We start from the raw sequence: 26,213 nt of genomic DNA, 5'->3' as shown, positions 1-26,213 counted from the left end.
CGGGTTACTTCGCGAAGGCCACGCCGACGACCTGCCCGCCCGCGAGTCCGACGACCGAGGCGCGCCCGGTCTCCAGGTTGATCTTCACCAGCAGCGAGCCGCCCAGCAGCGGCAGGCCCTGCCCCACGGCGGCGAGGGCGTGGTGGCGGCCGTTGACGGTCGCGATGTCGAAGCCGTTGGTCTTCTCGACGTCGACGCCGAGCTTGCCGACGGTGAACAGCTGGCCGGTGTTCGGCGAGACGACCGGGGTGACGCCGGCGGCGGTGCCCTGGGTGACGAGGGTGTCCTTGGCGCTGTCGAGGTCGTAGAGCGTCGTGGACGTGGCGCCGGCGACGCTGTTGGTGTAGCCGGCCGCGGACACCTCGGGGGTGGAGCCCGCCGCCCGATCCCCCGGTGCGTAGGCGAGAGGGGTGTCCGTCGCGGCGAGCGCGCCCGTGTCGGGAACGAGGCGCAGGTTCTGACCGGCCGAGGTGACCAGGCGGATGCGGTCGACGGTCGGGTTGAAGTCGAACCCGATGGCCCTGCCGCTGAGGGTGATCGGGGTGCCGACGGCGGTGGCGCGGCCGGTGCGGGCGTCGAGGGTGTAGAGCTGGCCCGAGCGGCCGATCGCGTAGAGGACGCCGGTGGCGGGCCGCACGTCGATGCCCACCAGCCGGTCGTGCGCCTTCAGGCCGGTGACGCGGACGCGCTGCCGGTCCAACAGCGGGGACGACCAGCTGCGGGTGCTGAGCACGCCGTCGTCGGTGAGCAGGTGGACGCGGAGCTGGTCGCCGGACGCCGAGGCGGGCGCCGCGCCGAGCACGCCGGCGAGCAGTGCCGCCGCCGCGGCGATGACGGTCGTGCGAACGATGCGCATGGTCTCTCCCAAGTGCGGTGAACGCGGAACACAGGTGTGTACGGCGCCTCCTGGCCCGGTGTTGAAGCACGAACCGAACAAATCAGACCCATCCGCGCGGACTCCGGCGCCGAACCCGGTTCAGGAGTGGCGACGGGGAGCTCATGGCGATCATCGGCAAGCGGGCGGAGCTCGACCTCAGAACCGTGTACGCCGCGCACGGCCCGGAGGTCTACCGGTTCGCCCTGCGGCAGCTCGGGGACCGCCAGGCGGCCGAGGAGGTGGTGCAGGAGGTGTTCCTGCGAGCGTGGCGGTCCGCCGAACGGTTCGATCCGGACGTGGCGAGCGCGCGCGTGTGGTTGTTCGCGATCGCGCGCAACGTCGTCATCGACGAGCTGCGGGCGCGTGCCCGGCACGACCGGCGGCTGGTCGCGGCGGCGGCGAACCGGCCGGAAGCCGCCTCCGACCACGCCGACGCGGTGCTCGACCAGCGCCTGGTCGAGCAGGCACTCCTGCGGATCAGCGACAACCACCGCGTGGCCCTGGTGGAGACTTACCTGCGCGGCCGGTCCTACCCGGACGTCGCGGCCGAACAGGGCGTGTCACAGGTGACGCTGCGCAGCCGGGTCTTCTTCGGCCTGAAAGCGTTGCGGCTGGCGATGGAGGAGATGGGGGTGCGACTGTGAACGACTTCGTGCACCACCGGCGAACCGAACTGCTCGGCACCTACGTCCTGAACCACCTCACCGGCCCCGAACTCGCCGCCGTGCAGGACCACCTCGACGACTGCGCGGAATGCCGGCGCACGGTCGCCGAGCTCGCCCCGGTCGTCCGCGCGCTGGCCCGCGTGGACGCCGACGACGTCACCGTGCCCGCGCACCTGGAAGAGCTCGTCGTGCAACGGGTCGACGCCCAGCGCGGACGACGCGGGCGCACTCCGCTCCTCCTCGCGGCCGCTGCCGCCGTGGTGATCGCGGGCGCGACGTGGTGGTTCCTGAGCCCGAGCGTGCCGCTCGAACCGGTCGCGCTCGACCGGCAGGCTCCCGGTGTCACCGCGGAGGCGTCCCTCGTCCCGCACACCTGGGGCGTCGAGATCAAGCTCGACGGCCAGGGGTTCGCCGCCGGGCAGACCTACCAGGTCGCCGTCACCCGCGCCGACGGCGGCGAGGTGTCCGCGGGCTCGTTCATCGGCACCGGCACGAACGTCATGCACTGCAACCTGAACAGCTCGGTCCTGCGCGCGAACGCGTCCGGTTTCGTCGTCCGGGACGCCGCCGGGACGATCACCCTGTCCTCGACGTTCCCGCAGCGATGACGCGTTGACCGCACGGGAAGGGCGGGACCAGCCGTCTGCGGCAGTTCGACGACGACACCGCCTGAGCGTGGTCTCCGGCCTCACCACCGCCGCCGTCCACGGCGTCACCAAGGGCACCGAGATCCTCGCCACCTCGCACATCACCGACGTCGTCGGCGAGGTGCGGACGCTGCTGCCGCACGCCGGCGGGGTCGTCAGGTCTGCTGGGCAGGCACGGGGTCACCCCGTGAGAGCGGCCGCTGTGCCGGACGTGGCGAAGAGGTCGTCGAACACCCGCACGCGGTCGAAGGACAGGGCGTGCTCGCGTGCTCGGTCCGCCATGAGTTCCCGTTCCTCGGCTGTCATGTCGAGTACCACCCGGTCCATCGCGGCGGCGATGTGGGCGGGGTTGCCCGCCTCGACGACGACGGCCGTCCCGCCCACCGCTTCGCCGACGCCTCCGGTGCCGGTGGTGATCACCGGCCCGCCGCCCGCGAGCATCTTCTCGGTCAGCGCGATGCCGAAGGTCTCGACGAAGTCCGGTTCGGGCTTGGTCGGCAGTGCGTACGCGGCGCAGCCGTTCATCAGCATCGGCTTCTCCTCGTCCTCCACGTCGGTGAGGAAGAGGATCCGGTCGTCGTGCCGGGTGATCGCCTGGAGGTGCTCCAGTTCGGGGCCGTTGCCGGCGACCACGAGCTTCACCCGTGACCGCGCCCGGCACCGCGCGTAGGCCTCCACCAGGTCGTAGACGCCCTTGGCCCGTGTCACCCGAGACAGGAACAGCACGTAGCCGTCCCGTTCCAGGCCGCGCCGTCGCAGAGCGGTGTCCACCAGCGACGGATCGAGGTCCAGGTAGGCCGAGGTGTCGATCGGCGGGTAGCTGACCGAGATCCGGCGCGCGCACTGGCGGGCGAACCTGGTGCCGCAGTGCGTGTCCACGGTCTCCGCGCAGGCGATGATCTCCTGCTTGGTGTACTCCGAGACGGCGATCACCTGGTCGTTGGCGAGGAACCGGGTGAACAGGACCACGGCCGCCCCGAACCGCTCCTCGCGCAGGCACGAGCGGATCACGTTGGTGACGTCCGAGCCGACCGCCTTCGCGATGGTGTGGACGTCCGGCGCGTAGCCGGCCGCGCGGGCCGCGTCGACGGCGTCGCGGACCACGGCGTCGTGGGGAGCGAGGTACATCGACACGCACGTGGTGGGGACCGGTTCGGCGAGCAGTTCCACCAGGCGCCCGGTCAGCCCGGCCAGGTACCGGCCGTCGGGTACCCGGTAGTCACCGACCGGCTCTGGCCGCTCCACGGTGATGCCCTCGCTGTAGGGCAGGATCCGATCCAGCGGCTTGAGCGGCAGACCCGCCGCCTGCAGCACGGGAATCGGCCAGGTCAGCAGCCGGACGTCGTCGAAGCCGCGGGTGAGTGCGACCTCGGCCAGGTTGCGCGCTTCTCCCGAGTGACCGCAGATGACCGGGTCGGCCCGGACCACGATGACGAGACGGCGACGTGGCCTGGTCACGGGCGAGCCCCCTTTCCGGACGGTTCGGACACGGACGGCGGCAGGATCCTGCGTCCCCATTCCGAGGGCCGCGGGCCGAGTTCGAGGACCAGCCGGCCACCGGCGTGGACGTCGGTGGCGCGCAGGTGTGCCGCGTCCAGCGGTGTGCCGTTGAGCTGGGCGGACTGCACGTACTGCGGCGGCGGGTTCTCCTCCACCCCGTCAGAACTGATGGACGTCTCGCGGTGACCCCGCGTCTCGATCACGAAGTCGCGGTCCCCGAGGTGCAGGGTGGCGTGGCTGAAGGCGGGGGCGTTGACGAGGAACAGGTTCTGCCCGGCGACCGGGAACAGGCCCAGCGACGCCCACACGTACCAGGAGCTCAGGCCGCCCGAGTCGTCGTTGCCGGGCAGGCCGCCGCGCCCGGTGCCGAACTGCCACGTCAGGGCCGCGTGCACGATCTCGGCTGTGCGGTCCGGCCGCGCCGCGTAGTGGTAGGACCACGGCGCTTCCATGTCCGGCTCGTTGTTCAGCCCCTCGAACCGGTTCAGCAGGTAGCCGGCCGCCATCTCCGCCGGGTCGGGCCGTCTCCCGGGCTGCGTCACGCGCCGGGCGCCGTAGCCGAAGAACGCGTCGAGCATGCCGACGAAGGCCTCGTTCCCGCCGACCATCGCGATGCGCGCGGCCATGTCGTGCAGCAGCCGGAACGAGTAGTTCCACTTGCCGCCCTCGTAGAACGACGAGTCGAGGAGCAGCCCGGTGTCCGGGTCGAACGCGTTGGACCACAGGCGGCTGCGCGCGTCCAGGTCGTCGGCGAGCTGCACGTCGTTCAGGTTCCGGGCGACGCCGGAGGTGCAGTGGCAGGCGTAGGCGAGGTCGAGCGTGTGCGAGATCGGGTGCACGACGCCGTGCTCGTAGAAGTCCTCGCCGTACATCCGGCGCAGGTCGTCGTACATGTGCACCAGCGCCCAGGTCCAGTCCAGGTCGCCGAGGCGGAGGGCGTGCACGTCGGCGAGCGCGGTGTGGACCAACGCGCTCGCCTGCCGGAAGAACCTGTCCGCGCCGCGAGCCATCCGGTACCCGATGGGGAAGTTCCCCTCCTCCTCGCAGACCCGGATCAGCGACTCGAGGAGGTCGACGGCCCGGTCAGGGCAGATCGCCATGAGCAACGGCAGCTGGGTCTTGTAGATGTCCCACATCGTGCAGATGTCGAACACGAACGGTCCGGAGGACGGCCAGAACGGGCTCTCGTCGTCGGCGAAGCACGGCTTGATCAGGGAGTGGTACAGGGCCGTCGCGAACACCTGCCGCCGCGCCGGTGACCCGCCCTCGACCTCCACCCGGCCCAGGTGGTCCTGCCACCGCGCCCTGGTCTGCGCCCGGACGGGGTCGAACGCCGGCACCCCTCGACCGCATTCGCGGTACAGGTTCTCCCTGGCCTGTTCGCAGCCGCGCAGGGAGAACCCGATCTGGATCTCGACGCTCTGCCCGGCGGTGGTGGGGCCCATGTAGAGCATCCCGAACGGGCGCAGCGTGGTCTGCCTGATGCGGTCGAAGTCGAGCCGCGTGCCTCCCTCGATCAGCCGGCGGTCGTGCCAGAGCATCTGCCGCCAGCCCGGGCTGTCGACCTTGATGTACACCGAGAGCGGCACGCCCTCGACCACGACCGTTCCCTGCGCGTGACCGTTGCCGAGGCTTTCCACGTGCGCCCGCAGCGGCACCGTGCGGCCGAGGTCGATGGCCAGGCCGCCGCAGGAGAGGTCGACGACGACCCGTGCGCTGCGGTGCTCGGGAAAGACGTACCGGTGCACGGCGACCTTGGTGCCGACGGTGACCTCGCATCGGATGCCGGTGTCGAGGGTGGCCGCGTAGTAGCCGGCTTCGGCGGTCTCGTCGTGCAGTGGCCAGGCCTCGCCGAGGACGTCCAGCTGCTGCACCATCGGCGTCACCCGCACGTAGTTGTAGTACTTGCGGATCGCACCCGTGCCGGACTGCTGGAAGTGGGTGAAACCGGACGCCTGCAGCCGGTCGAACAACTCTTCCGGCTGTCCCTCGGTGTTCTTCGCGTAGAGGCCGTACCCGGTGGGATAGGCACCGGAGTAGGCGCAGGCGGACACCATGCCCAGCGGGGACGTCGCACCGGGGTGGGTGTTGCCGATCTGGGCTTTCGGCCACCACCAGGTCGCCGCCAGCCCCTGCGCCGCGGGCAGTGAGGTGGCAGCCGTTCCGATGAATGGATCGATCTCGTCGAGGATGGCGAAACGCTAAGTCAGCAACGGCACCGCGTTGGTTTCAGCGACGTGAACATGCGATGCCCGATCTCACGCGAGCGACCGGATTCGTCGTCTTTCCGATGACATGATGATTGTCGTCATTCCGATGACGTGCTATACCTGTGTCGCGCGTTGACACCAACGACCACAGCAGGGAGGGATGTCATGTTGATGCGCACCGACCCGTTCCGGGATCTCGACCGGGTGAAGCAGCAGGTGCCCGGCAACGCCACCGGAACCTGGTCGCGCCCCACCGCGGTGCCGATGGACGCCCACCGCGCCGGGGACGAGTTCGTCGTCGCCTTCGACCTTCCCGGCGTCGATCCGGACGCGATCGAGTTGACCGTCGAGCACGACGTGCTCACCCTCAAGGCTGAGCGCAGGCCCGCCCCGTCCGCCGACGCGGTGGAGATGCAGGTCGCCGAACGCCCGCTGGGCGTGTTCTCCCGCCGGCTGTTCCTCGGCGACACCCTGGACACCGGCCGGATCAGGGCCGGTTACGACGCCGGCGTGCTGACCCTGCGCATCCCGGTCTCGGAGCAGGCCAAGCCGCGCAGGATCCAGATCGGCCGGGAACCGGCCACCCGCGAGGAGATCGAAGCCTGACCGGTGAGGTGACGCGGTGCACCGCAGCGGACCGCCGGAAAGGGGGTGATCGCCTGAGACCCGAAGCCCGACCGGAGCGTGCTGCCAGGTCGCTCGCCATGACGACCGAGACACCGCAGGTCTGCACGGCAGGCCCGTGACCGCCTACCGAGCGGTGTGACCCGGCGAGCCGCGCTGGCAGCCTCGTTCACCACCGGGTGGTCCCGGCGGAGAGCCGGGACCACCCCCGACACCAGATCGCCAGAGCACGACAGCCCATGAGCCACGAACGCTCATGCCGAACACGCGCACCGCCGAGGACCCGAGTGATCACGAATCTGGCCACCTCACACCCCTGCCTCCCCGCTCCCCGGCGGCACCAGGGGCACGCCACCGCGACGATGCCCGTCACCTCGTGCGACGAACTGCCCGCGAACGACGAGGTCGTGGCCGAACTCGCCGAGCACGGCCTGCGTCGCTACGTCCTGCAGATCGCCGCCGCACTGGACGTCGGGCCGGAGGCGGTCTGGTCCGAGTGGGCGGACGCGCCCAGCGCCTACATCGCCTTGGAACACCCGCTGACCGCTCACCCCGGGCAGGACGCCGCGCTGATCTGGTCCGCCGACCAGGGCTGGTCGGTCGCGGTGGAGAGCGGCTGCGGCGAGGACCTGCTGATCACGGCGTCCCTGGGGGGCGACGTGCTGACCGAACCGGCGGCGGTCGTCTCGTTCGCCCGGGCCGTCCTGGCCGGCCGCTGCTCCGCCCCACCCGCGGGTCTGCGGGCCATGTCGGAGTCCGCACTCGCGCGACGGCTGGCGGGCCTGCCGGAGCCGAGTCGTCCCAGCGCGGGCCACGCGACCGTCACGGGGAGCGCTCAGGGGCGGTGACGCAGGAGGGCTCCGACACCTTGCCTCAATTCGATGTCATCACCGACGACCACGTTCGCACCGGTCACCGCCGCCGCACGCGCCAACGCGTCGTCCGCGCGGTTGCGGGCCACCTCGGCTGAAGCGCCCTGACGAACGTCGGCCTCGCCGACGGCGATCTGATCGGGGCGATCACTCGTCCACACCAGGTGGTCCGCGAGGACGCCGGTGTTCACCACCAACGTGTCCACATTGGCCTGTCGCAGCGCGTCCGCGACCTCGGCGAGGCCCTCGACCGCGAGCCCGTCCCTGCCCAGCTCGGCGCGGAACCGGTCGACGGCCTCCGCGTCGTGCTGCTGTTGGCGTTGTGCGACAAGGGCGCGCACGGCGTTGTCGAACTCCTCGTCATCGGTGCCCGCGGTCAGACCGGTGCCTTCGACCTCCACGACCAGATCGTCGTCGAGGCCGAGCTCGTTGTGCACCGCGCTGCGCGCCTGCACCTCACCGCCGAGCACGACCAGTTCGGCGCGTACCTCACGCACGAGCCTTTCGACCTCTTCGGCCACCTGCTTCACGTTGTGCTTGACGGTGTCTTCGACGCGCTGCTGCATCCGTTTGTGCGCCCATCCCCCACCGCGGATCTTGTGCAGGGGGTGTTGCCTGCCGCGCACGGACTCGACCAGGTCCACCCGCCCGTCGAACGAGTGCAGGTCGGCGCCGGACGAGTCGGCGACCACGACGACGTGCGGCAGGGGCGGTGGCAGGTAGGAGGCGAGCGGCAGCAGGTCCGGCAACGGCGAGAACCGCGTGGTGTCGACGGGCGGCGGCAACGGCAGAAGCGTGTCCACCACCACCGTCGCGCCCGAGGCGATCAGCACGCGTCCGGCCTTGCCGGCAGGCGGGTCGGCCGCAGACACGGCCTCGTCCAGGGCGGCGAGCGTCTCCTCCGGTGCGCCCTGGTCCGCGAGCTGGTCGCGAAGTCCCCGCCAGCGCAGTTCGTCCACCTTCGCCGCGTCCTCCGTGTCGTGCGACGCGTCGAGGTAGACCGATGCGAACGGACCGGGCGCCGTGGCTACGTCTCGCAACTTCGACATGTCCATGTGCCGGGTGTTCCCGCTGTCCGGGCGTCTACACGGCGAAACCGCTTTGCCGGCAGAGCGTTTCGGATCGGCCGGGGAGGTTAGGCGCAGTTCCGACGGGTAGTTCGGGTCGGACCCGGCTTTGACCGAACCAGGACCACCGGCTCCGTCGGTTCGGAGCACGGGAAGGAGAATCCATGGAACTGACTGCTGCGACCACAGTTCGCAAACCCGTGGCGGAGGTGTTCGCGTTCTGGCGCGATCTGCGGAACCTCCCGGCGTTCATGGGACATCTGGAGGAAGTCCGCACCACCGGCGAACGGACGAGCCACTGGGTCGCCGACGCCCCGTTCGGGAAGAACGTCGAGTGGGACGCGGAGATCACCGAAGAGGTGTCCGCCGAGAAGATCGCCTGGCGCTCGACCGGGGACGCCGACGTGCCCAACGGCGGCACGGTCCTGTTCGTGCCCGCCCCGGACGGCGAGAGCACCGAGGTCCACGTCGGACTGGTCTACGACATCCCGGGCGGCGCGATCGGCAAGGCGGTCGCCCGGTACTTCGGTGAGGAACCACACCAGCAGCTCGACGACGACCTGCGCCGGTTCAAGCAGGTGCTGGAGACCGGTGAGGTCGTCCGGTCCGACGGGGCGCCGTGGGGCAAGCGGGCGCGCAAGGAGTTCCCCCAGCGGCCCGCGCAGCCGCTGTCGGACGCCGAGTGGGAGAAGGGACCGGACGCATGAGGGCGAACACCTGGGCGGGCCGCAACAAGGTCGAGGTCCGCGACGTGCCGGACCCGAAGATCCTCAACAGCCGTGACGCCATCGTCCGGATCACCTCCACCGCGATCTGCGGCTCGGACCTGCACCTGGTCGACGGCTACGTGCCGACCATGCAGGACGGCGACGTGCTGGGGCACGAGTTCATGGGCGAGGTCGTCGAGGTCGGCTCCGGCGTCGCCGCGGACCGCCTGAGCGTCGGCGACCGGGTCGTCGTGCCGTTCCCCATCGCCTGCGGTGCGTGTGCCGCCTGCGCCGCCGAGCTGTACTCCTGTTGCGAGAACACCAATCCCAACGCCGGGATCGCGGAGAAGATGTTCGGGCACCCGGTCGCGGGGATCTTCGGCTACTCGCACCTGACCGGCGGGTACGCGGGCGGGCAGGCGCAGTACGCGCGCGTGCCGTTCGCCGACGTCGGTCCGTTGAAGATCGAGTCGGACCTGACCGACGAGCAGGTGCTGTTCCTCTCCGACATCCTGCCCACCGGGTACATGGGTGCCGACATGTGCGACATCCAGCCCAGCGACGTGGTGGCGGTCTGGGGTGCCGGCCCGGTCGGCCAGTTCGCCATGGACAGCGCCAGGGTCCTCGGCGCCGCGAAGGTCATCGCCATCGACAAGGAGCCCTACCGGCTGCGGATGGCGGAACGGGCCGGTCACGTCCCCGTGAACTTCGAGGAGGTCGACGTGCGGTCCCGGTTGCTCGAGCTGACCGGTGGGCGCGGACCTGACAAGTGCATCGACGCCGTCGGGCTGGAGGCCACGCACGGCAGCGCGCACATCTCCGCCTACGACCGGGTCAAGCAGGCCGTCAAGTCCGAGACCGACCGCCCGCACGCGCTGCGCCAGGCGATCATGTCGTGCCGCAGCGGCGGTGTCGTCTCGGTGATCGGCGTCTACGGCGGGCTGGTCGACAAGTTCCCGGCCGGCGCGTGGATGAACCGCTCGCTGACCCTGCGCACCGGGCAGTGCCACGTCCAGCGCTACATGAAGCCGCTGCTGGAGCGCATCGAGCGCGGGGAGCTCGATCCGACCCGGATCATCACCCACACCCTCTCGCTCGAGGAGGCGGAGCGCGGCTTCGAGATGTTCAAGAACAAGCAGGACGACTGCGAGAAGGTCGTCCTCAAACCCTGACGGGAAAGCGCTTTCGGCCACCGTTCCCGCCGCGGTGACCGAAAGCGCGCCGGCAGGTCACGCACGCAGCAGGTCCAGCAGCGCGAGCGATCGCCGCACAGCGGTGGTGGGACCGAGCAGGCACAGCTCCGATCCCACCCTGCGCGCGTACTGCTCGGCCCGTGCCAGCGCCCTCAGGCCGGCGGTTCCCAGGAACGTGACCTCGCTCAGGTCCACCAAGATCCTCGCGTTCGAAATGTCCAGATGGGGCTCGATCGCGCGGACCAGCAGGTCCACGGTGGACGCGTCGATCTCCCCACTCACACGGACTCTGATCACCTTCGCGACGGCGACGGGAACCACCATGCTCACCTCCAGCAGCTCTTCGGGAGGAAGACGGTCTCGCACCACGCCTGCGCGGCGCTTCGGTCCGCGAGGCGGAACTCCACAGCGGACTGTGGTCCTGCGAGGTCACTTCTGGAGGTTCTCGCGGCGTTCCTGCTGTCGATAACCGTAGGCGGCGTTGCGCACCGCGTCGTCGCTCTCCAGGCGCGCACCGAGCGCACCCGCCACGGTCGCGACCGACGCGGCCAGCCACGCCAGACCCAGGTAGTCGCGCAAGGCCGGCGAGTGGCCGATCTGCTGTGCCATCACGGACGGTTCGAGCGCGAGCGCCGCCGCCCCGAGCACCACCAGGAACAACGCCGCGTACAAGGTGGAGATCCCCAGCACCAGCGTGACCACCGTCGTGAGGTTGTACAGCCGCGCCCGCTCCTTGCCCTCCGCGTCGGACGGCCGCTCCCACAGCTTGTGGGTGACGACCAGCCACGTGACCATGGCGGTGATCGACAACAGCATCGCCGCGAGCAGCCTGACCACGCTCGACTGGGCGCCGAGCATCCACATGGTCGGGCTGATCAACGTGTACGCCCCCGTGCCGAAGGCGGCGACGAGCATGCTGGACAGCCCCATCGCGAGCCGCCACGGCCGGTTCGCGCGCACCATGCCCGCGAACATCCGCGCCCGGCCGCGCAGGCCGGGCGCCACGAAACGCACACCGATGTCGTCGGTCGGTGAGTCCACCCGCCGGGCGAGCCGTTTCATCGGGACCTCGCGGTCCCTGAGCTCCGCGACGACGGCGCTGACGACGTCACCGGTCTTGCGGCGCAGCCCCCAGCCGCCGAGAGCCGGGAGCGACGCCACGGCCAGCCCGTCGTCGGCACTGGCGTCCGCCACCACCGGATCGGTGCCGTCCCTGCGCGGCAGATCGGTCAGGCACACCCACAGGTCGCACCGCTCCTCCACGACCTGGTCCCGCACCGCCTGCACCACGTGCCGCACCGAGCCGTGCTCGTCGGCGGCGAACTGGTCGCAGACCGGCACCACCCGCCAACGCACGTCGGCGTCCACGTCCCGGCTCAGGCGCCGCGGCAGATCTTCGGCCAGGTCCTCCACGATGTCGGTCGCCAGGCCGGGATCGGCGAGCAGACCAAGCACAACGGTTTTCTGCATGTGCCGTCGAGTACCCGGCGAATACCCGGATACTCGACCGCGTTCTGACCACGGTCACGGCGTCGGCCGCTGGTGGTAGGGGTTGTCGAGGAGCACACCGATCATCCAGATCTGCGGGTGGGCGTTCACCATCGGGACGATCACGTCACCGTCGAACAGGTCGAGGTCGTAGAAGCACAACGCGTACACCGGGCGCGTGGACACCCATCTGCTCGCGTTCATCTCGTGCTGGAAGAGCGCGTCGAGCTGTCCCGGCCGGCTCAGCGACCTCCCGGCCCAGCGCATGTCGCCCGCGACGCGGCAGGGAGTGCCCTGTTCGCGCGTCCAGTCGTCCAGTTCCGCCATGAACGCGTCGCTGTCCAGGGCGTCGTCGCACCGGTAACGGCTTGCCGCCTCGTTCACCTCGAGCCGGGGACCCGGGCCTCCCAGCTCGCGCTCCGCGCCGGCCCTCTCCCCCGCCGCGGCGAAGTACTGGCAGGCTTCGCCGCGGCGAAGGCCGTCCGCCAGGAACGGGATCAGCAGCTCGTCCCGCTCGGCCGGGCCGTGGTGGAACACGCACAGGTGCGAGTGCATCTCGAGCGGTGCGCCGTCGAACACGGCCGTCGTCACCGGCCCTCCAGCGGTTGGCCCCGCAACACGTGCCACGCTCGAGCCGCGACGTGGACGTTCAACCGGGTCTCCACGTCGCCGAGGTCGAACCCGCTGATCTCCCGCATCCTGCTCAGCCGGTACCGCAACGTGCTGCGGTGGATCGTCAGCGCGGACGCGGTCCTGTCGTAGCTGCCGCCGCACTCCAGGAAGTGAGAGAGCGTCCGGACCATGTCCGCGTCCCGTGCGTCGTCGTAGTCGATCAGGGCGCCCAGCCACTGCCGCACGAACGACGTGACCTCGGCGCGGCTCTCCCCCGCGTCGAGGATGCGGTAGAGGCCGAGCTGGCTGAACGACGCCACACCCCGGGGAGTGCCCGAGGCCTGCCGGATGCGCAGCGTGCGCACCGCCTCGGTGAACGAGCGCGGCAGCCCGTCCGGCGTCTCGCAGCTGCCGCCGATGGCCACCACTCCCGTGTCGGTGCCCAGTCGGTTCGCCACGGACCGGAACAGCGCCTCACCGTCCGGATGGCCGGAGACCAGCACCACCATGACGCCGGAACGGCGTGTGCACAGCGCCCTCCACTCCAGCTCGACCATCGCGTGCAACAGCGCGTCCGAGAGCGCGGCGTCGGTCCGGTCGGCGCCCCACTGGACCACCAGCACGTGGTGTGTTCCCCGCAGGTCGTGCCCCAGCGCGTCGGCACGGGCGTAGGCGCTGGCGTTGTCGGTGCCGGCTACCAGGTCGTCGAGGAGCTCGCGGTGCAACCGCAGCTCCATCTCGGCGAGGTTGCGCTGGTGAGCCAGTTCGAGCGCGAGCACCGTCGTGCCGTACTCCAGCGTGAAGACCTCCTGATCGCGCGCGGACTTCGCCGGATCGACCAGGACGACCACGCCCAGCACCTCGTGGTGCGGCTTCACCAGCGAGATCAGCCGGTCCTTCTCTCGCACCGGGTACGTGAGGCGGGCGGCGCGGCGCAACAGGTCCTCCCTGCGCCGCGCGGGCACCTTCGGATAGGGGTCCGGAAGGCCCGGTCCCGCCCACGCGCGCAGGTTGCCGAACTTGTCCTCCAACCGGTGCGGAATCCGGTTGCGCGCGGCGAACTCCAGCAGCCGCTTGGTGTCCGGGGAGAAGCACGAGCCGACGATCTGCAGCCCGCCGCCCCTGCCGATCAGCACGGCCCGCCGCGTCAGGTAGGTCCGCAGGACCAGGTCGCCGAGGTCGGGATCGGTGCGCACCAGCTCGTTCAGCTGGTGCGCGGTCAGCAGGACGACCTCGCCGGGCTCCGCGACGACGGCGGTCACGAACGACGGTTGTCCTTCCAGCAGACCGAGTTCGCCGAGGAACCGGCCCGGCCCGTGGGTCCGCACCACTGCACCGTTCTCCAGCACCTGCACGAGGCCGCTGACGATCACGAAGCGATCAAGGCGGCCAGAGCGGCGGGTGTCCGCCTGCTGATCGCGGCGAAGTGCCGTGAACGGGACGAGATCCGCTACTTCGACGAAGTGGTGGAACCGTTGCTCGTCGAGGGCGACGGCGTCGAGTGGCTCGGCGAGGCGGACCGCGAGCGCAAACTCGCGTTGCTCGCCGCGGCCAGGTGCCTGCTGTTCCCGATCCAGTGGGAGGAGCCGTTCGGCCTCGTGATGGCGGAGGCGCTGGCATGCGGGACACCGGTGGTGGCACTGCGTCGGGGCTCCGTGCCGGAAGTGGTGACGCACGGCGAGACCGGCTGGGTGTGCGACATCCACGACGAACTCGTGGACGCACTGCGCCGGGCCGGATCGCTGAGTCCCGCACGGTGCCGGGCGGACGCCGAGCGGCGCTTCGACGTCTCGCTGATGGCGCGGCGCTACGAGTCGGTCTACCGATCGGTCGTGGCACGAGCGGCCACACGCGACGGACGCGGTCTCGAACTGGTCAGCGGACGGTGAAACCGCGTCCCTGCACGCAGTGAATGACACGCCCCCAACACGTAGGAGCTCACCGTGCCCGTCATGAACGTAACCAGGTTCGAACACTTCTTCCGCACCGCGGCAGGCCTCGACGTCGACAAGGAGGACCTCAAGCGCTACAACGAGTTCATCGATCAGCAACTGCAGGACATGTACCTGATGGCCGCAGTCACGGCGAAGACCAACGCACGCGACGTGGTGCAGGCCTACGACTTCCCGATCACCAAAGGCCTGCAGGAACGCATCCGCGAGTTCGACAGGGGTCTTCGCCGAGCTCGAGGACGTCCTCGACGAGATGGCGCCGCGGCCACCGGACATCACCCTGTCCGAGGAGGCCGAGGACTGGGTGCCGCGCATCGCGGGCGGGATCAGCCTCGGGCTCGCCCACACCTTCAAGATCATCGAGCCGGACCTCACCAACCCGCGGACCACGCACTGGGAGGCGGCGTTCCGCCTGTTCGACCTGCTGCTGTGACGGGTGGGCGGCAAACGTGCGGACTTCATCCACAGTGGACAACTGGTTTGGACGGTTTCTCAAGGGTATTCGGCCCTGACGGGTCTGCCTGAGAGGAGGCAGTCACCCAGGACTAGGAGGTAGTCGTGAAGGCAGTGGTGTACGAGGGACCGCGAGATGTCAGGGTCGAGGACGTACCGGACGCGCGGATCGAGCGGCCGACCGACGTGCTGGTGCGGATCACGTCCGCGAACATCTGCGGTTCGGACCTGCACATGTACGAGGGCCGCACCGACTTCGAGACCGGGCGCTGGTTCGGGCACGAGAACCTGGGTCAGGTGGTCGAGGTCGGCACCGGCGTCGACAAGGTCCAGGTGGGCGACTGGGTCGTCCTGCCGTTCAACGTCGCGTGCGGGCACTGCAAGAACTGCGAGCGGCAGCTGACGAACTACTGCCTGACCGCCCAGCCGGAGCCGAAGATGGCGGGCGCCGCGTACGGCTTCGCCGACATGGGCCCGTGGGCGGGCGGGCAGGCCGAGTTCCTGCGCGTGCCGTGGGGCGACTTCAACTGCCTGCGGCTGGGCGAGGACGCCGAGGAACGCCAGACCGACTACGTGATGCTCGCCGACATCTTCCCCACCGGCTACCACGCCACCGAGCTGGCCGGCGTGAAACCGGGCGACCAGACGGTCATCTACGGCGCGGGCCCGGTCGGGCTGATGGCCGCCCTCTCGGCCACCATCCGGGGCGCGGGCAAGGTGATGGTCGTCGACCGGAACCCCGACCGGCTGCGGCTGGCCGAGTCGATCGGCGCGATCGCCATCGACGACTCGAAGGTCGACCCGGTGCAGGCGGTGCTGGACGAGACGCTGGGGCTGGGCGCCGACAACGGCTGCGAGTGCGTCGGTTACCAGGCGCACGATCCCGACGGCAAGGAGGACCCCGCCCTGACGATGAACCGGCTCGTCGCCTCCGTCCGGTTCACCGGGAAGATCGGCAACGTCGGCGTCTTCGTGCCCGAGGACCCCGGCGCGAGCGACGAGCTGGCCAAGCAGGGCAAACTCGCCTTCGACTACGGCATGTTCTGGTTCAAGGGCCAGCACATCGGCAGCGGCCAGGCCCCGGTCAAGAAGTACAACCGCCAGCTGCGCGACCTGATCGCCGGAGGCAAGGCCGAACCGTCGTTCATCGTCAGCCACGAGCTGCCCCTCGACCGCGCACCGGAGGCGTACGAGCACTTCGACAAGCGGGACGAAGGTTGGACGAAGGTCGTCCTGCACCCCGCGATGGCGGGTGCCTGACATGGCCGGGGAGCTGAACGGACGCAGGGTCGCCATCCTCGCCGCCGACGGCGTGGAGCGGGTCGAGCTGGAACAGCCCAGGAAGGCGCTCGACGACGCCGGCGCCGGCACTGTCGTGGTCTCCCTCGCCGAGGGCGAGATCCAGGCGCGCAACAACGACCTCGAGGACGCCGGCACCTTCGCGGTGGACCGGCTGGTCGGCGACGTGTCGGTCGACGACTACGACGCGTTGCTCCTGCCGGGCGGCACGGTGAACCCGGACAAGCTGCGGATGGACCCCACCGCGGTGCGGTTCGTCCGCGACTTCGTCCAGTCGGGCAAGCCGGTGGCCTCGATCTGCCACGGTCCGTGGAACTTCGTCGAGGCCGACGTCGCCCGCGGACGCCGGCTGACCTCGTGGCCGAGCGTGCGCACCGACCTGCGCAACGCGGGGGCCGAGGTGGTCGACGAGCAGGTCGTCACCGACGGCAACATCACCACCAGCCGGTCGCCCGACGACCTGCCGGCCTTCTGCGAGCGCATCGTGCAGGAGTTCGCCAAAGCCCCGTAGGCGGTGCGGTGAGGTGCTGGTCCCGGCGGCGACGTCGCCAAGACCAGCACCTCACTTGCGACCGGCCGCGCGTGGGCGTTGGAACAGCACGTAGAGACAGGTCAGTGACGGCACCAGGATCAGGGCCCCGGCGCCCAACGCCACCAGCAGCGCGAGGAGAGTGCTGCGGCCGGTCGCGGCCTGCTCGACGGTCAGGGACGGCAGCAGCACGTACGGGTACTGGCCGGCCGCCCATCCGATCAGGATCGCCGTGACGGCGAGCGCGGAGGCGATCCTCGCGAGGGTGTAGCGGCGGGTCAGCAGCAGGACGAGTGCGCCGAGCCCGGCGACGACGGACGCCACCACGACCGGCAGGCCGCGTCCGACGAGTCCGTCGAACAACTCCGGCGCGTCGGCGTGGAGGACGGCGATCCCGGCCAGCCCCACCGCACCCGTGACGGCCCCCGTCACCAAGGCGCGCAGGCGGAACGCGTCGGCCAGGTCGTGTTCACCGTCGCGGCGGGCGTCGCCGCACAGGAACACCGCCGCCAGGTACGCGCAGACCAGCACGGCGAGGCTGCCGCCCAGCAACGAGGTCGGGTTGACCCAGCTGCGCACCACGTCGCCCTCGGCGATGCCGGGCGGGACCCGGCCGGAGGCCACACCGCCGACCACCGCGCCGAGGAAGAACGGCGTCAGCAACGACGACAACGCGAACGCGGCGCCGAAGAAACGGCGCATGCCCGGCGTGCTGACGCTCTTGCGGTAGGCGAACGCCGCTCCCCTGGCGATGATGCCGAACGCCGCCAGCGTGAGCGGGACGTGCAGCGTGGTCACCGCCGCGGCGAAAGCGCGGGAGAAGCCGGTCCACAGCACCACCAGCACGAAGATCAGCCACACGTGGTTGGCCTCCCAGACCGGGCCGATCGACCGCTCGATCCGGTCCCGCACCCGGTGTCCGCGTTCCGCGCCGCCCGCCAGCAGGTCCCACACCCCGCCGCCGAAGTCCGCGCCGCCGAACAACGCGTAGGCCACCAGACCCGCGAACGCGGCTGCGAGCACCACTTCCGCGAGAGTCACCGCTGCTCCTGCGGCACCGGCGTGTCCCGATCGCGAGCCAGCCTGCGCAGCACCACCACGGTGAAGACCGTGAGCACGGTGTAGACGCCCGCCACCGCGACCAGGCCCCAGCCGAGCCCTGGCGCCGGACTCACGGCATCAGCGGTGCGCAGGATGCCGTACACCACCCACGGCTGCCTCCCCACCTCGGTGGTGATCCACCCGGCCTCCATCGCGACCACCGCCCCGGCACCCGACACCGCGACAGCGCGCAGGAACCACGCGGTGTCCGGCAGCCGCCGCCTCCGCCACCACACCAGGCCGTACCAAGCGCTGAGGAGCAGCAGCGCGACACCGATGCCGACCATGGCGTTGTAGGCGAGGTGCACGACGTTGACCGGCGGCCGTTCGTCGGCCGGCACCTCCTCCAGGCCGGGCACGACGCCGTCCGGGTCGTGGTGGATCAGCAACGACAGCCCGTACGGGATCTCGACGGCGTAGTGCAACCGGTCGTCCCGGTAGAGGCCACCGAGGGACAACCCGGCGCCCGAAGTCGTCTCGTACTGGCCCTCCATCGCCGCGAGCTTCGCGGGCTGGTTGTCGGCCACCACGTTCGCGATCCAGTCCCCCACGCCGATCTGCACCGGCGTCGCCAGAGCCGCGACGGTCAGCGGGATGAGCAGACCCGCCCGGTGGTAGCGGTCCCGCCGGCCGCGCAACATGCCCACCGCGTACACCGAGGCGATCAGGAACCCCGTCACCATGAAGGCGGCCAGCCACATGTGGACGAACTGCGCCCACGTCGACGGACCGAACATGGCCGACCACGGCCTCGCGTCGACCACGTTCCCCTGCTCGTCCAGCCGGAACCCGGTGGGGTTGTTCATCCACGCGTTGGCGGACACCACGCAGAACGCCCCCACGATGCCCGCCGCCACCATCGGCAGCGCGCTGAACATGTGCGCCCGCGGCGACAACCGGTTCCAGCCGAACAGGTAGACGCCGACGAAGATGGCCTCGACGAAGAACGCGAACCCCTCCAGCACGAACGGGAACCCGAACACCTCACCGAACCGGCCCATCAGCCCCGGCCAGAGAATCCCCATCTCGAACGACAGCAACGTGCCCGACACCGCACCCGCGGCGAACAACACGGCCATCGCCTTGGCCCACTTGTGCGCCAAGGCGATCAACACCTCGTCACCGCGCCGATGACCCCGCCACTCGACGAACACGACGATCGCCGGGAACGCGATGCCGAAGCAGGCGAACACGATGTGCCACCCCAGCGACAGCGCCATCTGCATCCGCGCCGGATACAGGTTCTCGCTCGCGTCCGCCAGGAACTCCAGCACGATCCTCCCCACCAACGTCGCCCGACGTGGCCGGACTACCCGCGCTCCCCACGGCCAAACGGCCCCACGCACTTCGTCGCGCCCGTCTGCGGCTCGCTGCTGTTCGAAGGGTCCGCAAAGCGCAGCGCGAACCCGCTTCGTGGCCGGCTCGGCGGACGAACTCCCCGACGTGGCAGGGAGAAGTCCTCCTCCAGGTCTCGACCGCGCGATCCACCACAGCGGACCTGGGCGTTCAGCCGATCGGGAAGCGTCCACCCTCAGCGGTGACGACCCTGGCCGCAAGCGCTTCGAACTCGCGGCGGGTCCGTTCCCGGTGCTCACCGCCGGTGTCTGCGAGCAGCAGCTCGGCAAGCTCGTCGAGACCCCACGTGACCAGGGCTCCGTGCCGCGCGAGATAGAGCCCCACGGCGCGGACGTGGTGGAGGTCATCGGTGTCGAGCCACGCGTACAGCAGAACCTGCCACAGCCACCGCGAGACCCTGGCCGGGTCCGCCACCGACATCACCGTCTTGACGTCGACCAGCACCGTCTCGCTGCCGGTGCCCACCAGCAGGTCGCCGTCGGCCCAGTTCGGCACGAACGTGGGGGCGGCGACGCCGAGGGGAACACCTGGACCAGGACTGCCGGCCAGACGCCGGAACTCGTCGAGCGCGGTGTGCCGGACGTGCCGGGTCAGCTCGACCAGCTCGGTCACCGCCTGCTCGCCGGGCAGGGCACGCAGGTCCTCGGGACGGCCACCGGTGCGCAGTGCACGGGCCAGGCGCTCGTCGACCTCGCCGGAACGGTAGATGCCCTCGCACGCGGAGATCACCCAGGCCGAGCGGGCCAGCCCGGCCTCGGCGCCGTCCGAACCGAACTGCCCGACCGGGGCGTGCGTGGCCTGGTAGGCGCGGGTGCGGGCGAGGAGTTCGCGCAGCACGGCACTCGCGGCCTGGTCGACGCCGCGGACGTCGCCGGTCCGCCCCAGGTCGAGCCAGCCGTCCGGGGTGCGGCGCAACGACAGTGCACGGGCGCGGTGTTCACCGTCGAGCTCCTGGTGGCTCGGATACGCGGCGGCCTCCGCGTGCGCCTGGGCGAACGACAGCCATCCGGCCCGGATCATGCCCAGCAGCGCGGCGTGCGGCGGGGCGGGGTCGACCAGGTCCGCCAGGCGTTGACCGAAAGCTCCCCCGATGTCGGCCCAGTGTCGTCCGTCGGGGCGTCCAGCAGGTCGGACCAGGCCTTTTCCGGCGGACCTGGCGGCGGCGGCGACCTGACGGGCGGCCTCGGGCGTGCCGGGGAACGTCACCGCACACCAGCGGCCCAGCTCGCCGCGGTGCAGCTGGCTGGTCAGGCTCACCGGTACACCGGCCCCGGCGCTCCGGCGGTGCCCGGCCCGTGCAGGTCGACCGGCACCACGCAGGACTCTCCGGCGGCCTCGCCGGAGATCACGATGGTGCGGCTCATCGCCTTGCGTCGCCCCTGTTCTCCGCGTCCACGGCGAGAGGTCGCCATCCCTGGAATTCGAGGGCTCAGGCTACCGCGACGTGCTCCGCCCGCGCGGTCATCTCGTCGCAGTTCGCCGCTCACCGAACCGCCGCGAGCAGGCCGTCGCCGCACCCGGCACTCCGGGAATCCCGATCACCGAGCTCATCGCGTACCGGAACACGGCCTGAGGGCAGCACAGCGGCGCCGTTCTGATCGTGGCCTCAGGTTGGTCGGGGACGATGAGCGGCCACAGCGTCGACCGGAGGGGCGGGGCCGGGTGCGGATCATGATCGCGGATGACGAGGCGGCCATCCGTGAGTCGCTGGAGCGGGTGCTCCAGGTCGAGGGGTACGACCCGCCCGACGTGGGTCTTCACCGTGCCAGTGCGGCGATCACGCCGTTGATGACGCTCTGGGAGAACTCGCTGTCGTCGTCCGGGGTCACGATGGTGATCAGCGACAGGTCCGTGGCCACGACCGTGACCGGGTGTGGATCGAAGGGAAGCCCCCTGGCATAGGGGTCACGCTGAACCAGTGCCTCGAACTGCGGAGCCGGGCACGGCTGGTACAGCAGGGCGAAAGGACCGGCGGCCGAGCCCGGTATCTCGTAGCCGTGGTCGTCCCAATCCGAGACCATCCGCTCGTCCCGGGCGACCAGGACCTCACCGCACGCCTCGGGAACATCCGGGCGGGTGTCCCGCCACGAGACGAACGGCGGCTGCGCCGGATCGCCGACTGATATCCGCATGTCGGGCCACCCACGTCCCCACTGCTCGAGGAACCGGCCGACAGCGGGACCGGCGCGCCCCGCGGCGAGCAGGACGGTGTCGAAGCCGGTGATCATGACGGACTCCGTCCCACTGGTGATCTCCACTGGCGGGAGCTCCCGCGCACATCCTGTCATGCCGCCGAACGTGCAGCAGCGACGCGACCGCGCTGGGTATCCGCATGGCAGCGACCGTGACAGCGAGTTGTGAGCATCCTGTGCGGAACAGGTCCTCATCCCGTGCGGCGGCGCCGGGAGTGACTATCTTGCGACGTATGGGCATGTGCGTGCTGGTGGCCGAGGACAACGTGATGCAGGCCGACATGCTCGGGCGGTACCTGCGCCAGGAGGGCTACCGGGTGCGGATCGTGCACGACGGGTCCGCCGCGCTCGACGAGGTCCGCCGCAACCCGCCGGACCTGCTCGTCCTCGACGTGATGATGCCGAAGGTCGACGGGCTGGAAGTCGTGCGCACGTTGCGCAACGAGACCGACATCCCGGTGCTGATGCTCACCGCCAAGTCCACTGAGGACGATCTGCTGCACGGCCTCGACCTCGGCGCCGACGACTACGTCACCAAGCCCTACAGCCCGCGCGAACTGGTGGCGCGCGTGCGCACGTTGCTGCGGCGGGTGCAGCGGACGTCCACGAACGACCTGTCGCTGGGCGAGCTCACCGTCGCCCCCGACCGGCACGAGGTGCGGGTGCGCGGAGAGGTGACCGACTGCACGGCGTCGGAGTTCCGCATCCTGCACACGATGGCGGCGAGCCCCGGCCGGGTGTTCAGCCGCGCGCAGCTGCTCAGCGCGGTGCACGGGCTCGACGGGTACATCACGGTCCGCACCATCGACGCCCACGTCATGAACCTGCGCAAGAAGATCGAGGTGCAGCCGCGCAAGCCCGCGTACCTGCTGACCGTGCACGGCGTGGGCTACAAGCTGGTGGACGGCTCGGGTGCATAGCGTTCTCGCGCGGCTGCTGGCCGCGTCGGTGCTCGTCGCGCTCTGCTCGATCACGGCGACCGCGTGGCTCGTCGCCCAGAGCACGTCGACGTCGATCCGCCAGGAACTCGGCAACGCGGTCGAGAGCGACGCCGCCACCTACCGCGAGCTGATCACGTTCGCCGTGCGGCACCGCGACTGGAACGGCGTCACCCTGCCGTCCGGCACCCGCCGGCTCATCCTCACCACCGCGGACCGCGAGGTCATCGCCGACACCGGTGCCGACCTCGACCCCTCCCAGCTGCCCGCCACGCCGTCCGCCGTGATCAACCCGCTGGAACTGGACCTCGCCCAGGCCCAGGACGCGCCCCAGGACCGGATCGACGCGCGCATCGCCGGCCCCTTCGCGCTCACCCCGCAGGAGAAGGAGGGCCTGGACGCGGACGCCGAGCTGTACACGGCCCGTTGCGAGTCCGCCGCGCAGGCGGCGGAGACCACGCCACCGCGGACGACCGCGTGGGGGCGCCCGATCCTCAACGTGGACAGGACCGCCGCCCGGCCGGCCAGCCCCGTCTGCACCGAGGTGGGGACCCGGCTGAGCACGCTCACACCGGGCGAGTCCGCCGCGTTCAACGAGCTCGGCCTCCTCGTCAACGAATGCCTCCAGCAGCGCGGCCTGCCCGCCGAGAAGATCACGATGGACGCGTCGTGGAGGCCCGTCTCGTCCAACGCCGAGTGCACGGCCAGCGCCCGCCGCACCCAGTTGCGGCCGTACGTGGCACCGCCCGCGCTGCTGTTCGTCACCGACGCGGCCGGCAAGACCACCCAGGCGACCGTGCTGCGGTTCGACGTCGGCCGGATCGTGCTGGTCGCGGCCGTCGTGCTGATCCTGACGGTCGGGGTCAGCGTGCTCGTCGGACTTCGCATGACCAGGCCGTTGCGCACGCTCACCGCCGCCGCCGAGCAGTTGCGGCACGGCGACGACGCCCAGGTGGACATCCGGTCGCGCAGCGAGATCGGCCAGCTCGCGCGGGCGTTCAACGACATGGCCGCGCACCGGGCCCGCACCGACGCCCAGCGCAAGGCGATGACCAGCGACATCTCGCACGAGCTGCGCAACCCCCTCGGCACGATCCGCAGCTGGCTCGAGGGCGCGCGCGACGGCGTGGTCGACCTGGACCGCCCGACGCTGACGGCGTTGCTCGACGAGGCCCTGGTGCTGCAACGCCTGATCGACGACCTGCAGGACCTGGCCCAGGCCGAGGCGGGCGAGCTGCGGCTGCACCCCGAGCCCGTCGACCTGCGGGACCTGTTCGAGCAGCTGGCCGCCGCGCACCCCGGCCTGGTCGTGGAGGGCGGCGGTGTCGTGATCGCCGACCCCGTGCGGCTGCGGCAGGTGCTGACCAACCTCGTCACCAACGCGTTCCGCTACACGCCTTCGGACGGAACGGTCCGCATCGTCTCGGCGGGCGGCCGGATCGAGGTGGTCGACACCGGCTCCGGCATCTCGGCCGAGGACCTGCCGCACGTGTTCGACAGGTTCTGGCGCGCGGACCGCTCCCGCACCCGCGACACCGGCGGCAGCGGGCTCGGCCTGGCCATCGCGCAGGCGATCGTGAGCGCTCACCACGGCACGATCACCGTACAGAGCGAACTCGGGCGCGGCACGACGTTCACGATCACCCTTCCGGCACGCTGAGCGCACATCTTCCGCACAACCGCGCGGCAGCATCGCCGCCATGAACCCCAGGCTGTTGACCGCTGCCGCCGCGCTGTCGCTGTCGGCGTGCAGCCAGGCCGCGCCACCGTTGTCGAACGTCGCGTCCTTGGAGTCCTCCGGTGCCGGCACGCCCTCGACCACCGTGACGACGCCGTCCGACGGCGAGCAGCCGCGACTGCGCATGGACATGACCGAGGGGGACAAGCAGCGGTTGTACGACGCCCACACCGCCTGCCTGGCCGAGAAGGACCCGAACGCGACGGGCACCGGCGCCGGTCCGACCGACATGAGCGGCACGCGCCAGCGGTACAACGACGAGGCGTGGAAGGCGTGCGCGAAGAAGTGGCCGTTGCCGCCGTGGGAGATGGACTCCGGCAACCCGACGTTCAAGGACAACTGGCACAAGAACGTCCAGTGCCTCAACAGCCGCGGCGTGAAGGTCATCGAGACCGAGCCGGGCAGCTGGACCTACGACGGCGTGCAGACGCTGCCCGAGGACCAGCGGCTCAAGATCGAGAAGGACTGCGAGCAGGATGTCTTCGGCGGGGGACGCAAGTGAAGCGGTGGATCATCGCCGGGGTCGTCGTCCTCCTGCTGGCAGCCGGCGTGTTCGCGCTCACCTGGACGCGCCGCTCCCCCGCCCAGAGCGCACCACCCGCGGCGCCCAGGACGGTCGCCGTGGTGAAGACCGACCTGACCGACGTCCGCGAGTTCAAGGCGAACCTCGGCTTCGGCACCTCCCAGCAGGTGACCGGACGCCTCACGGGCACGCTCACCTGGCTGCCCTCCCCCGGCACCGCGGTCGACCGCGGCAACGCCGTGTACAAAGTGGACAACCGGCCGGTGTGGCTGTTCCTCGGCGACACCCCGTTGTGGCGCAAGCTCGACAAGCCCGGCCTCAAGGGTCCGGACGTCAAGACCGTGAAGGACAACCTCGGCGCTCTCGGCTACAAACTCGGTGGCGCCCCCGACGAGTTCACCCAGGCCACCATCGACGCCGTCAAGCGCTGGCAGAAGGCCGAGAAGGTCGACGAGAGCGGTGTGCTCGACCCCGGTGACGTCGTCGTGCTGCCCGGCAAGGTCCGGGTCGAGGCGGTCACCGCGAAGCTGTCGGCGTCCGGCGAGGGCCCGCTGATGACCGTCACCGCCACCGACAAGGCCGTGGCCGCCTCCGTCGACGCGCGCGAGGCCGCGGTGTTCACAAAGGACTTGAAGGTGACCGTGGTCCTGCCCGACGGCAAGGAGACCACCGGCACCGTCCGGTCGGTGAGCACCGAGGCGACGGCGGAGAAGAACGGCAACGGCGAGGACACCCCGAAGATCGCCGTGGACATCGGCCTCGACACCGAGGTCGGCGACTTCGACTCCGGCCCGGTCCGCCTGCGCGTGACCAGCACCGCCCGCCAGGGCGTTCTGGCCGTCCCGGTCACCGCCCTGCTGGCGTTGCGCGAGGGCGGTTACGCCGTGCAGACCGAGACGGGCCTGGTCGCCGTGAAGACCGGGCTGTTCGCCGGCGGCCTGGTGGAGATCAGCGGCGGCGGCCTCACCGAGGGCCTCAAGGTGGTGACGACGTCATGACCCCGGTCCTGCAGATCGTCGACGCCGTCAAGGAGTACGCGGGAGGCGTGCGCGCGTTGGACGGCGTGTCCCTGACCCTGCACGAGGGCGAGGCGGTCGCGATCGTCGGCCCGTCCGGCTCGGGCAAGTCGACGTTGCTCAACCTCCTGGGCACGCTCGACCGCCCGTCCAGCGGCACGGTGATGCTCGACGGCCACGACATCGCCACGCTCTCCGACCGCAGGCTCTCCGCGTTGCGCGGCCGCCGCATCGGTTTCGTCTTCCAGCAGTTCCACCTGACCGACGGCCTGAGCGCGCTCGACAACGTCGCCACCGGCCTGCTCTACGCGGGCACCCCGCACAAGTGGCGGACCGCCCTGGCCACCGAAGCCCTGACCAGGGTCGGCCTGGGCCACCGGCTGAAGCACCGCCCGCACGAACTGTCCGGCGGTGAACGCCAGCGCGTGGCCATCGCCCGCGCCGTGGTCAACCGCCCGGCACTGCTGCTCGCCGACGAACCGACCGGTGCCCTGGACACCGCGACCGGCCACGCCGTCCTGGACCTCCTGCTGGACCTCCACCGCGAGGGCACCACCCTCGCCGTGATCACCCACGACCGCGAGGTGGCCGCCCGGCTGCCCCGCCGGGTGGAGATCAGGGACGGTCGCATCCGGGCGGAGGTGACGGTGTGAG

The 26,213-nt window shown here is 70.7% G+C and carries 27 protein-coding genes and 2 pseudogenes; 17 read left to right on the top strand and 12 right to left on the bottom strand.

Features of this window, described 5'->3' with window-relative positions:
- Nucleotides 1–4: 4 nt before the first annotated feature.
- Nucleotides 5–856, bottom strand: coding sequence for a DUF4394 domain-containing protein (locus QSK25_RS02755; protein ID WP_285632027.1), 852 nt, complete (start codon nt 854–856; stop codon nt 5–7).
- 143 nt (nt 857–999) lie between these two features.
- On the opposite strand from QSK25_RS02755, the gene QSK25_RS02750 reads away from it, so the two are divergent.
- Nucleotides 1,000–1,521: a sigma-70 family RNA polymerase sigma factor gene (locus QSK25_RS02750; RefSeq protein WP_285632026.1), complete on the top strand. Its 522-nt coding sequence runs from the start codon at nt 1,000–1,002 to the stop codon at nt 1,519–1,521.
- On the top strand, nt 1,518–2,150 hold the full coding sequence (locus tag QSK25_RS02745) for an anti-sigma factor (protein WP_285632024.1): 633 nt from the start codon (nt 1,518–1,520) through the stop codon (nt 2,148–2,150). The genes QSK25_RS02750 and QSK25_RS02745 overlap by 4 nt, the downstream gene beginning before the upstream one ends.
- Before the next feature lie 219 nt (nt 2,151–2,369).
- Here the strand turns inward: QSK25_RS02745 and QSK25_RS02740 are convergent, their stop codons facing one another.
- Nucleotides 2,370–3,647, bottom strand: coding sequence for a glycosyltransferase (locus QSK25_RS02740; RefSeq protein ID WP_285632022.1), 1,278 nt, complete (start codon nt 3,645–3,647; stop codon nt 2,370–2,372).
- The gene (locus tag QSK25_RS02735; protein WP_285632970.1) at nt 3,644–5,857 is read right to left on the bottom strand and encodes a glycoside hydrolase domain-containing protein; all 2,214 of its coding nucleotides are present in this window, start codon (nt 5,855–5,857) and stop codon (nt 3,644–3,646) included. Before QSK25_RS02735 ends, QSK25_RS02740 begins: the two co-directional genes overlap by 4 nt.
- A 207-nt stretch (nt 5,858–6,064) precedes the next feature.
- Here QSK25_RS02735 and QSK25_RS02730 point away from each other — a divergent pair, with 207 nt between their 5' ends.
- Together QSK25_RS02730 and QSK25_RS02725 are read left to right on the top strand one after the other, a co-directional pair.
- Nucleotides 6,065–6,505: an Hsp20/alpha crystallin family protein gene (locus QSK25_RS02730; RefSeq protein WP_285632020.1), complete on the top strand. Its 441-nt coding sequence runs from the start codon at nt 6,065–6,067 to the stop codon at nt 6,503–6,505.
- A 305-nt stretch (nt 6,506–6,810) separates the two neighbouring features.
- The gene (locus QSK25_RS02725; RefSeq protein WP_285632016.1) at nt 6,811–7,371 is read left to right on the top strand and encodes a DUF6292 family protein; all 561 of its coding nucleotides are present in this window, start codon (nt 6,811–6,813) and stop codon (nt 7,369–7,371) included.
- Here QSK25_RS02725 and QSK25_RS02720 read toward each other — a convergent pair.
- The gene (locus QSK25_RS02720; RefSeq protein WP_285632013.1) at nt 7,359–8,444 is read right to left on the bottom strand and encodes an Rv2629 family ribosome hibernation factor; all 1,086 of its coding nucleotides are present in this window, start codon (nt 8,442–8,444) and stop codon (nt 7,359–7,361) included. The two genes, QSK25_RS02725 and QSK25_RS02720, sit on opposite strands and share 13 nt — an antisense overlap.
- A gap of 182 nt (nt 8,445–8,626) precedes the next feature.
- Between QSK25_RS02720 and QSK25_RS02715 the strand changes: the two genes are divergently transcribed.
- Nucleotides 8,627–9,169, top strand: a complete 543-nt coding sequence (locus tag QSK25_RS02715; RefSeq protein ID WP_285632012.1) for an SRPBCC family protein — start codon at nt 8,627–8,629, stop codon at nt 9,167–9,169.
- Nucleotides 9,166–10,341, top strand: a complete 1,176-nt coding sequence (locus QSK25_RS02710) for a zinc-dependent alcohol dehydrogenase (protein ID WP_285632011.1) — start codon at nt 9,166–9,168, stop codon at nt 10,339–10,341. Before QSK25_RS02715 ends, QSK25_RS02710 begins: the two co-directional genes overlap by 4 nt.
- A gap of 57 nt (nt 10,342–10,398) precedes the next feature.
- On the opposite strand, the gene QSK25_RS02705 is transcribed toward QSK25_RS02710, so the two are convergent.
- From QSK25_RS02705 to QSK25_RS02690, 4 genes are all read right to left on the bottom strand, one after another.
- Nucleotides 10,399–10,686 carry an STAS domain-containing protein gene (locus QSK25_RS02705; protein ID WP_285632005.1) on the bottom strand — a complete coding sequence of 96 codons (288 nt, stop codon included), beginning with the start codon at nt 10,684–10,686 and terminating at the stop codon, nt 10,399–10,401.
- A 105-nt stretch (nt 10,687–10,791) separates the two neighbouring features.
- Complete coding sequence (locus QSK25_RS02700; protein WP_285632003.1) at nt 10,792–11,832, bottom strand: hypothetical protein; 1,041 nt, start codon at nt 11,830–11,832, stop codon at nt 10,792–10,794.
- Nucleotides 11,833–11,886: 54 nt separating this feature from the next.
- Nucleotides 11,887–12,441: an MEDS domain-containing protein gene (locus QSK25_RS02695; RefSeq protein ID WP_285632001.1), complete on the bottom strand. Its 555-nt coding sequence runs from the start codon at nt 12,439–12,441 to the stop codon at nt 11,887–11,889.
- A complete protein-coding gene (locus tag QSK25_RS02690) occupies nt 12,438–13,790 on the bottom strand; it encodes a helix-turn-helix domain-containing protein (protein WP_285631999.1) in 1,353 nt (450 codons plus the stop codon). The genes QSK25_RS02695 and QSK25_RS02690 overlap by 4 nt, the downstream gene beginning before the upstream one ends.
- Nucleotides 13,791–13,835: 45 nt before the next feature.
- Between QSK25_RS02690 and QSK25_RS02685 the strand changes: the two are divergent.
- The 5 genes and pseudogenes from QSK25_RS02685 to QSK25_RS02665 form a co-directional block, all read left to right on the top strand.
- Nucleotides 13,836–14,351, top strand: a pseudogene (locus QSK25_RS02685) (glycosyltransferase); the annotation flags it as partial.
- A gap of 63 nt (nt 14,352–14,414) precedes the next feature.
- Nucleotides 14,415–14,573: pseudogene (locus QSK25_RS02680) on the top strand (DUF1931 family protein); the annotation flags it as partial.
- A 94-nt stretch (nt 14,574–14,667) separates the two neighbouring features.
- Nucleotides 14,668–14,847: a DUF1931 family protein gene (locus QSK25_RS02675; RefSeq protein ID WP_285631996.1), complete on the top strand. Its 180-nt coding sequence runs from the start codon at nt 14,668–14,670 to the stop codon at nt 14,845–14,847.
- Nucleotides 14,848–14,972: 125 nt separating this feature from the next.
- Nucleotides 14,973–16,127, top strand: coding sequence for a glutathione-independent formaldehyde dehydrogenase (locus QSK25_RS02670; protein WP_285631994.1), 1,155 nt, complete (start codon nt 14,973–14,975; stop codon nt 16,125–16,127).
- Nucleotide 16,128: 1 nt separating this feature from the next.
- Nucleotides 16,129–16,677 (top strand): type 1 glutamine amidotransferase domain-containing protein, encoded by a 549-nt coding sequence (locus QSK25_RS02665; protein ID WP_285631991.1) that lies wholly within the window; start codon nt 16,129–16,131, stop codon nt 16,675–16,677.
- A 51-nt stretch (nt 16,678–16,728) separates the two neighbouring features.
- Here the strand turns inward: QSK25_RS02665 and QSK25_RS02660 are convergent, their stop codons facing one another.
- From QSK25_RS02660 to QSK25_RS02650, 3 genes are all read right to left on the bottom strand, one after another.
- Nucleotides 16,729–17,736: a cytochrome d ubiquinol oxidase subunit II gene (locus QSK25_RS02660; RefSeq protein ID WP_285631988.1), complete on the bottom strand. Its 1,008-nt coding sequence runs from the start codon at nt 17,734–17,736 to the stop codon at nt 16,729–16,731.
- Nucleotides 17,733–19,070, bottom strand: coding sequence for a cytochrome ubiquinol oxidase subunit I (locus QSK25_RS02655; RefSeq protein WP_285631985.1), 1,338 nt, complete (start codon nt 19,068–19,070; stop codon nt 17,733–17,735). The genes QSK25_RS02660 and QSK25_RS02655 overlap by 4 nt, the downstream gene beginning before the upstream one ends.
- 232 nt (nt 19,071–19,302) lie before the next feature.
- Nucleotides 19,303–20,409, bottom strand: coding sequence for a hypothetical protein (locus tag QSK25_RS02650; protein WP_285631982.1), 1,107 nt, complete (start codon nt 20,407–20,409; stop codon nt 19,303–19,305).
- Between the two features lie 187 nt (nt 20,410–20,596).
- Between QSK25_RS02650 and QSK25_RS02645 the strand changes: the two genes are divergently transcribed.
- Nucleotides 20,597–20,725 carry a hypothetical protein gene (locus QSK25_RS02645; protein WP_285631979.1) on the top strand — a complete coding sequence of 43 codons (129 nt, stop codon included), beginning with the start codon at nt 20,597–20,599 and terminating at the stop codon, nt 20,723–20,725.
- Between the two features lie 184 nt (nt 20,726–20,909).
- Here the strand turns inward: QSK25_RS02645 and QSK25_RS02640 are convergent, their stop codons facing one another.
- Complete coding sequence (locus tag QSK25_RS02640) at nt 20,910–21,380, bottom strand: hypothetical protein (RefSeq protein WP_285631974.1); 471 nt, start codon at nt 21,378–21,380, stop codon at nt 20,910–20,912.
- A 203-nt stretch (nt 21,381–21,583) separates the two neighbouring features.
- On the opposite strand from QSK25_RS02640, the gene QSK25_RS02635 reads away from it, so the two are divergent.
- Genes QSK25_RS02635 through QSK25_RS02615 form a run of 5 tightly spaced genes read left to right on the top strand, consistent with a single transcriptional unit; the run spans nt 21,584 to nt 26,212 of the window.
- Nucleotides 21,584–22,264, top strand: coding sequence for a response regulator transcription factor (locus tag QSK25_RS02635; protein ID WP_285632967.1), 681 nt, complete (start codon nt 21,584–21,586; stop codon nt 22,262–22,264).
- The gene (locus tag QSK25_RS02630; RefSeq protein WP_285631972.1) at nt 22,257–23,942 is read left to right on the top strand and encodes a sensor histidine kinase; all 1,686 of its coding nucleotides are present in this window, start codon (nt 22,257–22,259) and stop codon (nt 23,940–23,942) included. Before QSK25_RS02635 ends, QSK25_RS02630 begins: the two co-directional genes overlap by 8 nt.
- Before the next feature lie 40 nt (nt 23,943–23,982).
- On the top strand, nt 23,983–24,522 hold the full coding sequence (locus QSK25_RS02625) for a hypothetical protein (protein ID WP_285631969.1): 540 nt from the start codon (nt 23,983–23,985) through the stop codon (nt 24,520–24,522).
- Entirely contained in the window at nt 24,519–25,541 is a 1,023-nt protein-coding gene (locus tag QSK25_RS02620) for a peptidoglycan-binding protein (protein ID WP_285631966.1), read from the top strand. The genes QSK25_RS02625 and QSK25_RS02620 overlap by 4 nt, the downstream gene beginning before the upstream one ends.
- Nucleotides 25,538–26,212: an ABC transporter ATP-binding protein gene (locus tag QSK25_RS02615; protein ID WP_285631963.1), complete on the top strand. Its 675-nt coding sequence runs from the start codon at nt 25,538–25,540 to the stop codon at nt 26,210–26,212. Before QSK25_RS02620 ends, QSK25_RS02615 begins: the two co-directional genes overlap by 4 nt.
- Nucleotide 26,213 lies beyond the last annotated feature (1 nt).

This window comes from Lentzea sp. NBRC 102530 (assembly GCF_030269365.1).
GTDB lineage: Bacteria > Actinomycetota > Actinomycetes > Mycobacteriales > Pseudonocardiaceae > Lentzea.
The sequence above is the reverse complement of the archived record's forward strand: the minus strand, read 5'-3'. Positions and strand labels throughout refer to the sequence as shown.